We start from the raw sequence: 12,813 nt of genomic DNA, 5'->3' as shown, positions 1-12,813 counted from the left end.
ATTCTTAATGCTTACTGTAGAACTTAGTCACATATTCAGCGCGGCTTGACATATTGGAGAGCATAAGGTCGAGAAGAGTATGGGCACACATGGACTCTACGACAACAACAGCACGTGGTACAACCACTGGATCGTGGCGCCCCTTGATGTTGATGTCGATGTTTTCGCCAGACTTATTGATGGTGGACTGAGTCTGAGCAATGCTTGGCGTAGGCTTGATATAGGCACGAAGAACAATAGTGCTTCCATCGCTCATTCCGCCAAGGATTCCACCGGAGTGGTTTGTCTTCGTAGTTACCTTTTCATTAACAATCTCAAATTCATCGTTATTCTCAGAGCCGTAGTACTTGGAAACAGCAGTACCATCGCCAACTTCAATGGCTTTTACTGCGCCGATGCTCATAACAGCCTTGGAAAGGCAGGCATCCAGTTTATCAAATACCGGCTCACCAATTCCCACTGGAACACCAGTAATTATGCATTCTATAACGCCGCCAACAGAATCCTGGTTTTCTTTGCACTTAAGGATAAGGTCTGTAGCTTTTTTATCAGCCTCCGCATCTGGCATAGCAGTAGGAGTCTTGGTTATAAGGGACTCGTCGAAGTTCTTGTCATCAATCTCAACGTCTCCGATGGACTTTGTATAGGCCATAACCTTAATTCCCATCTGGGAAAGGAGCTTACTGCAAAGAGCACCAGCCATTACGCGGCCAATGGTCTCACGGCCTGAAGATCTGCCGCCTCCTCTGTAATCTCTAAAGCCGTACTTTTCATCAAAGCCGTAGTCAGCGTGGCCTGGACGATAGTAGCTTGCAATCTCGCTGTAATCGGAGGATCTCTGAGACGTATTCTTAACTATCATGGAAATAGGAGTCCCAGTGGTCTTACCTTCGAAAATACCGGATAGGATAGTAACTGCGTCATCTTCACTACGAGCTGTAGTTACTGCGCTGGTTCCTGGCTTTCTACGGTCGAGAAACTTCTGGATATCAGCCTCTGTAATGTCCATGCCTGCTGGAAATCCGTCTATAACTGCACCAAGTGCTTCTCCATGAGATTCTCCCCAGGTTGATACTGTGATGTTCTTACCAATTACTGATCCTGACATAGTCCCTCTTTTCTGTGATAGTTCTTTTCACAAGTGATATAAATCCCAAGATTATTGGGTTATGAATAACAAATCATGTTAAATTCCATGATACAAGAAGCTTTTCAAAAATGCTATCTAAAAAGAGAAATTATGATAAATTCTTTAAAATTTTACTGAAAATAGAAAGTGTCGTAATTACGCTAACCATCGGCATTTTCGATAAAAAGAGGCGCATTTCTCCATGGTTTTCAAGTAATAATATCTAAAAAATAGTGAAAATTCTGTGAAAAAGTTATATAATGTATATTGTAGTTTTTATATTTAAGAGCTAAATATCCGAAATAGAGGGGATTTCCGATATGAATGCTAGCAATATGCAAAAGAAGGTTACCTACAAGGAAAAGGTAATCTCCAGAGCTAAACGATTTAATAGGAAACATAAGAGGCTTTCTTTTGTGGGGCTCTTTTATGCGATCACTGCGATTTTTACTTATAACATTCTTTTTTACTTCTACAGAAACAACAAGAGGTTTACGTGTCTTGCGTGTATCTTGCTTTTCTTTGTGTCCAGTAGTAGCTTTTCCTATCCATCAACTTCACTAAACATAAGCTTTGACTCAGAAATGAGTATTGAAGGTGCTTCAGGAGAGTCTTCTGTCAGTCTTTCAGGAACAGAAGTAGCTGAGTCAGATGCAGAGCTTGCACAGGCCTCAGATGTTGATTCTAAGGTCCTTGAGGAAGCTCAGGAAAGCGTTAATCCGGACGTATCAGAGGCTGAGGCAGCTGATCCAGATAAGCAGGCATCTCTTAATGACATCCTGGCTAATGCTGAAGAAGTGGATCTTTCTGGTGAGAATCAATCCTATAATAATGAAAATGAGGAGCTTACTTTCTCAAGAGATGATTGGAAGCTGATTCTTGTTAATAAGCAGCATCCAATTCCTGATGATTACGAATTCCATCTTGGAACCATCAGCGGATCAATGAGATGTGATGAGCGTATTATCCAGCCTCTTCTTGATATGATGAAAGCTGCCAGCGCTGATGGAGTAAGCCTTATCATTTGCTCACCTTACAGAGATATCGACAGACAGACGATGTTGTTTGAAACTAAGGTAGATAAGTATATGAACGCTGGAATGAGCTACATGGATGCTTACAACCTGGCTTCACAGGCTGTAACAGTTCCTGGCTCTTCAGAGCATCAGATCGGACTTGCCATTGATATTATCTGTGATGGATATTCCTCACTGGATGAGGGCTTTGCAGATACCAAGGCAGGCAAGTGGCTTGCTGAGAACAGTTATAAATATGGATTTATTCTTAGATATCCTGCTGGAAAAGAGGATATTACCAGTATCGAGTATGAGCCTTGGCACTTTAGATATGTTGGGGTTGACGCAGCGACAGTTATGGTAGACAATAATCTCTGCCTTGAAGAGTTTTGGAGCAGATATGTAGACTAAACTGTCTATAAGAACATAGTATTATTCCTGCCCAGGCTTAGTTTTAAGTCTGGGCAGTAGTTATGATTGAGGTTAGTATGTACAAGATTATCAAAAAAGATGGCAGTGCCAAAAGAGCAGAATTTACAACTGTTCACGGTGTTATTCAGACACCTGTATTTATGAATGTTGCCACAGTGGCGGCTATTAAGGGTGGTGTATCCACAGAGGACCTTGAGGGCATTGGAACTCAGGTTGTTCTTTCTAATACTTATCATTTGCATTTAAGACCAGGTGATGACGTGGTTTACAGAATGGGCGGACTTCACAAGTTTATGTCCTGTAATAAGCCTATTCTTACAGATTCAGGCGGATTCCAGGTCTTTTCCCTTGCTAAGACCCGTAGGATCAAGGAAGAGGGTGTTTACTTCCATTCACATATTGATGGACATAAGCTCTTTATGGGACCTGAGCAGAGTATGAGAATTCAGTCTCATCTTGGTTCCACAATTGCAATGGCCTTCGACGAGTGCCCATCAGCTAAGGCTGAGCATGAGTATGTTCAGATGTCTGTGGACAGAACTACCAGATGGCTTAAGAGATGTCAGGATGAGATGAAAAGACTTAACGGCCTTGAGTATACCGTTAATCCTAATCAGCTTCTTTTTGGAATCAACCAGGGAGCTATCTTTGATGATATTCGTATAGAGCATGCTAAGAGAATTTCTGATATGGGTCTTGATGGCTATGCTGTTGGCGGTCTTGCCGTAGGTGAGAGCCATGAAGAGATGTATCATGTTCTTGAAACTGTAGTTCCTTACCTTCCAGAGGATAAGCCTACTTATCTTATGGGTGTTGGAACACCGGCCAATATCCTTGAAGCTGTTGAAAGAGGCGTTGACTTCTTTGACTGCGTATATCCAAGTAGAAATGGTCGTCACGGTCATCTCTATACTAATAAGGGACATATCAATCTTCTTAATGCCAGATATGAACTGGATGATACACCTATTGAAGAAGGATGCCAGTGCCCAGCCTGCCGCAGATACACCAAGTCTTACATCAGACACCTTCTTAAGGCAGGAGAGATGCTTGGTATGAGACTTTGCGTTCTTCATAATCTCTATTTCTATAATCATATGATGGAAGAGATCAGAGAGGCCATTGAACAGGGAAGATTCCAGGAATACAAGAAGGCTAAGCTTTCCGGTATGCAGGAATATGACGGAAACGCAGTTAGTGACGGATATAACATTGCCAGAAATTGGCGAAAAGGTTAATTTTGTATACTTGCATTATATCCGCTTCTTTAGTATCATTTATTGATGTATTATATTTTTATTTTTGGAGGAAGTTATGGGAGTAATTTTAACTGAAGAAGTTGCATCTTCACCACTTAGCATGATTGCGCCTTTCGCGTTATATGCTGTAATCATTGCATTATTTTATTTTTTGATTTTCCATCCACAGCGTAAGGAACAGCAGCGTAAGGCTAGAACAATTTCCGCTCTTGCAGTTGGTGACAGCGTAAGAACTACAAGCGGTTTTGTTGGTGTGGTTATCGATATAAGTGACGAGATGGTAATTGTTGAGTTTGGTAGCAAGAACTGTCGTATCGCCATGTATAAGGACGCCATCGCTGAGGTTGAGAAGCCTGAGGACGCGATAGCTACTAATTCTTCTGATGACAAGAAGAGCAAAAAGGATAAGAAATAATTTATTATGATCTTTGAAGCCTGGTTGGGGTGCGCCCAATCGGGCTTTTTTCCAAAAATGAGGACAGAGGAGAGACGTTATGAAAATGAAAGTAACCTGTATTCCTGGGGATGGAATTGGTCCAGAGATCGTTGCCGAGGCAAGGAAGGTCCTTGATAAGGTATGTAGCGAATTTGGACATGAGATTGAGTACAAGGATGTCTTAATGGGTGGCTGTTCTATTGACGCCACTGGAGTTCCACTTACTGATGAAGCTATTGAAGATTGTAAGAGCGCTGATGCTGTGCTTATGGGTTCTATTGGCGGCAATACATCAACTTCTCCCTGGTACAAGCTTGAGCCATCTTTAAGACCAGAGGCAGGACTACTTAAACTTCGTAAGTCTCTTAATTTATTTGCTAATCTGCGTCCAGCTTACCTTTATCCAGAACTTAAGGATGCATGTCCTTTAAAGGAATCTACCAGTGAGAAAGGCTTTGATATGCTCATCATGAGAGAGCTTACTGGTGGCCTTTATTTTGGAAAGCGTAGCACTGAAGAGAGAAATGGCGAGATGGTTGCGGTAGATACTCTTGAGTACAAGGAGAGTGAGATCCGCAGAATTGCTATTAAAGCCTTCGATGTAGCCATGAAGAGACGTAAGAGCGTTATAAGCGTAGATAAGGCTAACGTTCTTGATTCCTCAAGACTTTGGAGAAAGGTTGTTGAGGAGGTTAAAAAGGATTATCCGGAAGTTTCTTTAGAGCATATGCTGGTTGATAACTGCGCTATGCAGCTTGTAAAGGATCCTTCTCAGTTTGACGTAGTTCTTACAGAGAACATGTTTGGTGATATCTTATCTGATGAAGCCAGCATGATCACAGGATCCATCGGAATGCTTCCAAGTGCTTCCCTTAACGATACTAAGTTTGGCCTCTATGAGCCAAGCCACGGAAGTGCACCAGATATTGCAGGTCAGGACATTGCTAATCCTATAGCTACAGTTCTTTCAGCGGCTATGATGCTTAGATACACATTTGATCTTGATAAAGAGGCAGACTCCATCGAGGAAGCTGTCCGCAAAGTATTAGAAGAAGGATATCGCACTACAGACCTTGTTCTCAAGGGACAGGAGAAGGATTTCACCCTTGTAGGCTGTAGTAGAATGGGAGATTTACTTGCTGAGCGAATCATCAATTGTAAAAACTGAGAAAAAAATATATGACTTTTTACCTCATGAACCTGAGACCATGGGTATTACGCTGTTTATCATTGGTATGGCAGCCTATTATCTATGGAGAATGTTTGCTATTACTCCTCAGTATGATGAGCTTTACACCTACTATACATTTATTAGTAAGGGACCTTTCTATTCAGCAATTCATTGGCCACTTCCTAATAACCATGTAGGATACTCGGTTTTATCAGGAGTCCTTAATTACTTTGGCAATTCATATATCGGACTTAGAGGAGTATCCTTTGTCTGTGCTGTAAGTAATCTGATTCTTATCTATAGAATAAGCAGACGTTACTTTTCTCATTACGTTCCACTGGCTGCGACAGCTCTTTATGCTAGTATGCAGGTGGTTAACGAGTACAGCGTTCAGGGAAGAGGATATACCCTGGCTACAACATGTTATCTTATAGCAATCTACATCATAGGTATCATGTGTAATGCAGGCGAGACCAAGACCAGATACTTTGTAATGTTTGGTATTTCACTGGTTCTTGGCTTATATACAGTTCCAAGTAGTGTTTACTGGGTTGTTCCCACATCTTTTGCAGCTGCGTTATATCTTTTTATAAATGGCCTCAGAATCAGGAAGGTCTACAAGAAGATTAGCGATAATATGTACTTCAGAACCCTGAAGACACTTATTATTACTGGTGTTCTGGCAGCTCTTGCAACAACATTTTTGTATACTATTATATGGCTGGCTATTGGATCCAACCTTCTTATTAAGGATGAAACATCTGCTTTCTATGGTCTTTCCCATGGAACAGCCCTTGTAAGAGGCCCTGTACAGTGTGTACAGACTGGAATCGACTATATGCTTAATCAGCCATATATTCAGAGTCTTGATCCTGCTGAGTTTAAGGCTAATTACTTCAACTGGTGTATTAACCTTTTGAACTATATGTTACCAGGTGTGCCATATGTACTTGCATTCTTTATATGTGTTTCACTGGTGGTGCTTATTACAGGGTTCTTCAGACACTTTGAATACAGTATTACGGTTATTAACCTTTTGATTGTAAGTAATGTGGTTCTTACACAGCTGATGCTTATTTACCAGCACAAGCTTCCATATCTTAGAGTATTTGGTTATGGCTGCGTTACCATATCCCTTGCTATTTGCGGAATTCTGGAGAAGTCCATCAATGTTCTTATAAGAATTTATAACAGCAAGGAAACTGATGGAGTTAACCTAAAGGCCGTGGCTTCTCACAGGGAGCATGAGACCATTGTTCATAAAGAGAAGTCTATTTCATGGATAGGTCTTTTTATACCGGTTATCATTATTGGTATTTTGTTCTTCGTAAGATTTTTTGACCCATCCTTTAGCTGCCAGCTTGGAGAAAGAGAAAATGACATCTTCAACACCATGCTTGTGGCGGATATTCCTAACAGGAAGAATATTGCAGTTATCGACTGTGATCAGCAGTACCTTCTTAAGTTTGGATGGGGAATAGATTGCACCAAGACCGATGTCACAGACGCAGACTGCGTTATTATTGATAAGAATCTGTTTGAACCAGGCTATTCTGGTGGGGACTTCTGGAAGTTCTATCAGACCTACGAAACCATTGACTGGGAATATATAGATTCTATGCATGCTCAATACGAGACAGACAGATTGATTCTTTATACTAAATAAGAATTTGATTGATAATAAGATTATTAAGAATTAGGAGGAGATATTATGGCGATGATTAGCGACAGAGTTATGGAAGGACTTCAGCAGGCACCACACAGGAGTCTGTTTAATGCTCTTGGTTTTACAGAAGAAGAGAGAAGAAAACCACTTATTGGTATTGTTAGTTCATACAATGAGATTGTACCTGGTCATATGAACCTTGATAAGATCACTGAGGCTGTAAAGCTTGCTGTGGCAGAGGCTGGTGGTATGCCAGTTGTTGTTCCAGCAATTGCTGTATGTGACGGTATTGCCATGGGACACGTTGGAATGAAGTATTCTCTTGTTACAAGAGATCTTATTGCTGACAGTACTGAGTGTCTTGCTAAGGCTCATGCCTTTGATGGTATGGTCTGCATTCCTAACTGTGATAAGAACGTTCCTGGACTTCTTATGGCAGCTGCAAGAGTTAATATTCCTACAGTATTTGTTTCTGGCGGTCCTATGATGGCTGGTAGAGTAGATGGTCATAAAACGTCTCTTTCTTCTATGTTCGAGGCTGTTGGATCAGTTTCTGCAGGCACTATGACCAATGAAAAACTCTGCGAGTACGAAGAGAAGGCTTGTCCTACCTGTGGATCATGTTCAGGTATGTACACAGCTAACTCCATGAACTGTCTTACAGAGTCTATCGGTATGGGACTTCCTGGAAATGGTACAATCCCAGCTGTTTATTCTGCTAGAATCCGTCTTGCTAAGAAGGCTGGATATGCAGTTATGGACCTTATTAAGAAGAATATCAGACCAAGAGATATCATGACTAAGGAGGCATTTATGAATGCTCTTGCCATGGACATGGCTCTTGGATGCTCAACTAATACAATGCTTCACCTTCCTGCAATTGCCCACGAGGCAGGCGTTGAGCTTAGCATGGAGATTGCCAATGAAGTATCTGCTAGAACTCCTAACCTTTGCCACCTTGCACCAGCAGGCCCTACCTACATGGAGGATCTTAATGAGGCAGGCGGTGTTCTGGCTGTTATGTCTGAGCTTGTTAAAAAGAACTTACTCAATACAGATCTTATTACTGTTACAGGTAAGACAATTAAAGAGAATCTCGAAGGCGTAACTAACCTTAATCCAGAGGTTATCAGACCTATCGAGAATCCATATATGCAGTCTGGCGGAATTGCTGTTCTTAAGGGCAATATCGCTCCAGATACAGGTATCGTTAAGAAGTCAGCTGTAGTTCCTGAGATGATGACTCATGAGGGACCAGCAAGAGTATTTGACTGCGAAGAGGATGCTATTGCAGCTATTCTTGGTGGAAAGATCGTTGCAGGTGATGTTGTAGTTATCAGATATGAGGGACCTAAGGGCGGCCCTGGAATGAGAGAGATGCTTAATCCTACATCAGCTATTGCTGGTAGAGGACTTGGATCAAGCGTTGCTCTTATCACTGATGGTAGATTCTCAGGAGCAAGTAGAGGAGCTTCTATCGGTCATGTTTCTCCAGAGGCAGCTGTTGGCGGACCTATCGCTCTTATTGAAGAGGGCGATATCATCAGCATCGATATTCCTAACAATTCTCTTAATGTTAAGGTTTCTGATGAAGAGCTTGCCAAGAGAAGAGAGAAATGGCAGCCAAGAGAGCCTAAGATCACTGATGGCTACCTTGCAAGATACAGAGAGCTTGTTACAAGTGGTAACAGAGGCGCTGTTCTTGAGATTCCACGCAGATAAGAGATAGCTCTTTTAACAGATAAACATGTAATGTTTGGGTCGGGAATATATTGGTATAAGAGGAGTATATGAAATGCAGTTAACTGGTGCACAGATCGTTCTTGAGTGTCTTAAAGAACAGGGAGTAGATACTATATTTGGATATCCGGGCGGAACAATCCTGAATATCTATGATGAACTATACAAACAGGGAGATAACTTCCTTCACATTCTTACAAGCCATGAGCAGGGCGCTGCCCATGCGGCTGACGGATATGCAAGAAGTACAGGTAAGGTAGGCGTTTGCTTTGCTACAAGTGGTCCTGGTTCTACTAATCTTGTAACTGGAATCGCTACAGCCTACATGGATTCAGTTCCTATGGTAGCAATTACCTGTAACGTTAATCTGCCTCTTCTTGGTAAGGATACCTTCCAGGAGGTTGATATCGCTGGTATTACTATGCCTATCACTAAGCATGGTTACATCGTTAAGGATGTTAAGGACCTGGCTGATACTATTCGTAAGGCTTTCAAGATTGCCAGAACCGGAAGACCAGGACCTGTTCTTGTTGATATTACCAAGGACGTTACAGCTAAGACCTGTGATTACAGAGCTGCAGTTATCAGTATGGAGGAGCCTTCAGGTCATTTCAAGGACGAGGAGATCAGTACTGCGCTTAAGCTTATTAAGAATGCCAAGAGACCATTTATATATGTTGGCGGAGGTGCTGTAATTTCTGGAGCAGACAAGGAGCTTCTTGAGTTTGCTAAGAAGATTGATGCGCCTGTTTGCGATACTCTTATGGGTAAGGGTGCCTTCGATGGTACTAATAAGCTCTATACAGGCATGATCGGTATGCACGGAACAAAGGCTTCTAACTTTGGCGTCAGTGAGTGCGATCTTCTTATTGCGCTTGGTGCCAGATTCTCTGATCGTGTTACAGGAAATGCCAAGACCTTTGCAAGCAAGGCTAAGATTCTTCAGATCGACGTTGATGCTGCAGAGATCAATAAGAATATCAGAGTTAATCACGCAATTGTTGGTGATCTTAAGGAAGTTCTTTCTATCCTTAATTCAAGACTTGACCAGATGGATAAGCTTGAGCATAAGGAGTGGCTTGATAAGATCGCTGATTATAAAAAGAAATATCCTCTTAGCTATGAGTCAGACAAGCTCACATGCCCATATATCATTGAGGAACTTGATAAGCTTACAAAGGGCGATGCTATCATCTCTACAGATGTTGGTCAGCATCAGATGTGGACTGCTCAGTATTACAAATTCAGAAAGCCTAGAACTTTCCTTACATCAGGCGGTCTTGGCACCATGGGATACGGTCTTGGAGCCTGCATCGGAGCTAAAGTTGGCAATCCGGACAAAATATGTGTTAATATAGCAGGAGATGGTTGCTTTAGAATGAACATGAACGAACTTGCTACAGCATCCAGATACAACATTCCTGTTATTGAGATAGTTATCAATAATAACGTTCTTGGAATGGTAAGACAGTGGCAAACTCTTTTCTATGATAAGCATTATTCACAGACAGTATTTGGCGACAATGTAGATTATTGCAAGGTGGCTGAGGCTCTTGGCTGTGAGGCTATCAGAGTTACTAAGAAATCAGAGGTTGCACCTGCTCTTAAGAAGGCTATCAAGGCTAATAAGCCAGTTCTTTTGGATTGCATCATTGAGGAAGACGACAAGGTATTCCCAATGGTTCCAGCTGGAGCATCAATTAGCGAAGCCTTTGATGCAAGTGATATGAAAAAGAAGTAATTTGTGAGCATTGTTTGGGGTTAATAATTTATGAAAAGTGGACGCAAAAATGTCATCACCTTTCTGATGGCAGTAGTAGTGATTCTGGCTTTTATCTATGTCCTTCTGGGACTCTATTACACGGAAGGATTTCCATGCTTTACCTGGATTAACGGCGTATATGCCACAGGTAAAAGCGTTTCAGAGGTTAATACCGAACTTTCTAAAGACTTTAGTTACAGTGGCATTACCGTTAAGGATGCCACTGGGGCTGAGCTTTTTATAGACGCATCTGAAATTGATCTTCAGGCAGACTATACCGACTCTCTTACAGAGTACCTTGGTAACACTAATTCTTTTGCCTGGGGATACAATCTTATTAGGAATCTCAGATATGAATGTAAGCCTACAATCAAATATGACAGAGATAAGCTGGTGGAGGCTGTCTCTGGATGGGATATCTTTAAGGTCAGTTCAGATCTTAAGGTTTATATTGATTCCACTGAGAATGGCTACGTGCTGGTTAATCCCAAGGATAAGGTTCCTAACAAGGACAATATCGTATCTGTAGTGTGCGATCAGGTTTCAGAGCTTTCTGAAGTCTGCGATATCTCTGAGATCACCACTTGCTATCAGAGTATAGAGCTTACAGATTCGGAAAAAGAGCTAGTGTCCTTTTATGACAAGATTGATAAGCTTCAGAACTGTCAGATTGTCTATGTTATTGCAGATGAGGAGATTCCGGTTGATGCAGCTGTTGTAAGTAAGTGGTTTGTAAAGGAAGAGGATCTTGAGGAAGCTCTTTCTGAAAAAAAATCCAAATCCAGCAAGGGAAATCCTGGGAACGGTCTGTTTATTATAAGGCACCAGGAATCTTATCTTCCTAAGGAAGAGGAACTTTCCTCCTATCAGGGCTTTGTGACAGACTCCTATGGTAATCTCATTATCAGCGAGAGCAAGATGTATGACTTCCTGTTGGAACTTTCTGAAACCTATGATACAGCCTGGACTCTTAAGAGATATCAGGATGGTGTGGCTTCAGAAATTGTGATAAATGAAAATGGTAAGGGCAATGGCTCTATCATCGACATAAATACAGAGTTTGAGAATCTTAAGACTGCTTTTATTGAGGAATCCTATGCTCGGGTAGATACGAGAGAGATTACTTTTTCTGAGGATTGTCTTGTGGTAGATGCAGGCACTGAACTAGGAAATACCTATATCGCTGTAGATATGGGAGAGCAGATGCTTTATTATTACGAGAACGGCGAGCTTCGTATGAACATGCCTGTGGTAACTGGTAACGTCAACAGATCCAGGGGAACTCCTGCTGGTCTTTATTCTGTTTACAACAAAAGATATCACACTTACTTAAGAGGCGTAGACTACGTCTCTTATGTTAATTATTGGCTTGGTGTTCATAAGGGTGTGGGAATACACGATGCTACCTGGCGTAGTAAGTTTGGTGATGAGATCTATAAGTCTGATGGATCCCATGGTTGTATTAACTGTCCTATGGATCAGGTGTCTGAGCTGTGGGAAATCGTGGAAATCGGAACGCCGGTTATATTGTTTTATTGAGATGTTTGAAGAGCGAATTAGTGATAAATATGGTCGAATGCAGATTTAGTGGCTATTCATGTATATCACTAAATTGACTGAATTAAACACGAATACGAAATAACGTCATTTGATATATTGCATAATGTAATATTTGAAATGACGTTATTTGTTTGTGTGCAAGATTTTGCTGAAATTTCAGAATATTTCATTTACTTTTATTTCAAATATGTTAAAATATTTTTCGTGGGGAGAAAAAGACTGGGGAGTATCTTTTTCTTAAGATAGCCTTTAAGCTATCGGATTTCCTAAAAGTTTTCCAATTTATAGTTTTATCAATTATTTGAATATTTTTTTGCAACATTTATTTTACCTTATCTGTTATTAAAGTAGAGCCGTGATCGTTCGTCACGGTAACTTGTGGTAGTTGATACAGGACGAAACGTCTTTATCATAAATTCGATATGTGACTGAGCAATAGGGCTTATTAGCATATCACCAAATAAAAACAAAACGGAGGAAAAGAAAAATGGCACAAAAGGGTATGAATGTCAGCGAAGTTGAGGGATACCTTTCAACACTTTCAGCTGGCGCAACTGATCTTGATCAGCTTACAACAGACGTTAAGAATCTTCAGGGACCACTCCAGGATTGCTGGGAAGGTGAAGAGGCTGAGGCATGCGT

General features: G+C 41.3%; 9 protein-coding genes. 8 read left to right on the top strand and 1 reads right to left on the bottom strand.

Annotated elements, in window-relative coordinates:
- Nucleotides 1–4: 4 nt before the first annotated feature.
- Nucleotides 5–1,108 carry a chorismate synthase gene (gene aroC, locus T541_RS0110890; RefSeq protein WP_026652765.1) on the bottom strand — a complete coding sequence of 368 codons (1,104 nt, stop codon included), beginning with the start codon at nt 1,106–1,108 and terminating at the stop codon, nt 5–7.
- A 341-nt stretch (nt 1,109–1,449) separates the two neighbouring features.
- On the opposite strand from aroC, the gene T541_RS20730 reads away from it, so the two are divergent.
- The 8 genes from T541_RS20730 to T541_RS0110850 all read left to right on the top strand — a co-directional run bounded on the left by T541_RS20730 (nt 1,450) and on the right by T541_RS0110850 (nt 12,150).
- A complete protein-coding gene (locus T541_RS20730; protein ID WP_051538206.1) occupies nt 1,450–2,556 on the top strand; it encodes a M15 family metallopeptidase in 1,107 nt (368 codons plus the stop codon).
- A 77-nt stretch (nt 2,557–2,633) separates the two neighbouring features.
- A complete protein-coding gene (gene tgt / locus T541_RS0110880; protein ID WP_026652764.1) occupies nt 2,634–3,815 on the top strand; it encodes a tRNA guanosine(34) transglycosylase Tgt in 1,182 nt (393 codons plus the stop codon).
- A gap of 76 nt (nt 3,816–3,891) precedes the next feature.
- Nucleotides 3,892–4,251 (top strand): preprotein translocase subunit YajC, encoded by a 360-nt coding sequence (gene yajC, locus T541_RS19400; RefSeq protein ID WP_051538205.1) that lies wholly within the window; start codon nt 3,892–3,894, stop codon nt 4,249–4,251.
- A gap of 79 nt (nt 4,252–4,330) precedes the next feature.
- On the top strand, nt 4,331–5,440 hold the full coding sequence (gene leuB, locus T541_RS0110870; protein WP_026652763.1) for a 3-isopropylmalate dehydrogenase: 1,110 nt from the start codon (nt 4,331–4,333) through the stop codon (nt 5,438–5,440).
- Nucleotides 5,409–7,109, top strand: a complete 1,701-nt coding sequence (locus T541_RS0110865) for a glycosyltransferase family 39 protein (RefSeq protein WP_026652762.1) — start codon at nt 5,409–5,411, stop codon at nt 7,107–7,109. Before leuB ends, T541_RS0110865 begins: the two co-directional genes overlap by 32 nt.
- 51 nt (nt 7,110–7,160) lie before the next feature.
- Nucleotides 7,161–8,831, top strand: a complete 1,671-nt coding sequence (gene ilvD, locus T541_RS0110860; protein ID WP_026652761.1) for a dihydroxy-acid dehydratase — start codon at nt 7,161–7,163, stop codon at nt 8,829–8,831.
- Between the two features lie 73 nt (nt 8,832–8,904).
- Nucleotides 8,905–10,590: a biosynthetic-type acetolactate synthase large subunit gene (ilvB, locus tag T541_RS0110855; RefSeq protein WP_026652760.1), complete on the top strand. Its 1,686-nt coding sequence runs from the start codon at nt 8,905–8,907 to the stop codon at nt 10,588–10,590.
- A gap of 30 nt (nt 10,591–10,620) precedes the next feature.
- A complete protein-coding gene (locus T541_RS0110850; RefSeq protein ID WP_026652759.1) occupies nt 10,621–12,150 on the top strand; it encodes a L,D-transpeptidase in 1,530 nt (509 codons plus the stop codon).
- Nucleotides 12,151–12,813 lie beyond the last annotated feature (663 nt).

Origin of the sequence: Butyrivibrio proteoclasticus P6B7 (assembly GCF_000622085.1) — a bacterium.
Taxonomy (GTDB): Bacteria; Bacillota; Clostridia; order Lachnospirales; family Lachnospiraceae; genus Butyrivibrio; species Butyrivibrio proteoclasticus_A.
This window is presented reverse-complemented; position numbering and strand designations above follow the sequence as displayed.

Excerpts from the sequence above, each read along its gene's own strand:
- aroC (WP_026652765.1), bottom strand. The coding sequence starts at position 1,108 with ATGTCAGGATCAGTAATTGGTAAGAACATCACAGTATCAACCTGGGGA.
- T541_RS20730 (WP_051538206.1), top strand. The coding sequence starts at position 1,450 with ATGAATGCTAGCAATATGCAAAAGAAGGTTACCTACAAGGAAAAGGTA.
- tgt (WP_026652764.1), top strand. The coding sequence starts at position 2,634 with ATGTACAAGATTATCAAAAAAGATGGCAGTGCCAAAAGAGCAGAATTT.
- yajC (WP_051538205.1), top strand. The coding sequence starts at position 3,892 with ATGGGAGTAATTTTAACTGAAGAAGTTGCATCTTCACCACTTAGCATG.
- leuB (WP_026652763.1), top strand. The coding sequence starts at position 4,331 with ATGAAAATGAAAGTAACCTGTATTCCTGGGGATGGAATTGGTCCAGAG.
- ilvD (WP_026652761.1), top strand. The coding sequence starts at position 7,161 with ATGATTAGCGACAGAGTTATGGAAGGACTTCAGCAGGCACCACACAGG.
- ilvB (WP_026652760.1), top strand. The coding sequence starts at position 8,905 with ATGCAGTTAACTGGTGCACAGATCGTTCTTGAGTGTCTTAAAGAACAG.
- T541_RS0110850 (WP_026652759.1), top strand. The coding sequence starts at position 10,621 with ATGAAAAGTGGACGCAAAAATGTCATCACCTTTCTGATGGCAGTAGTA.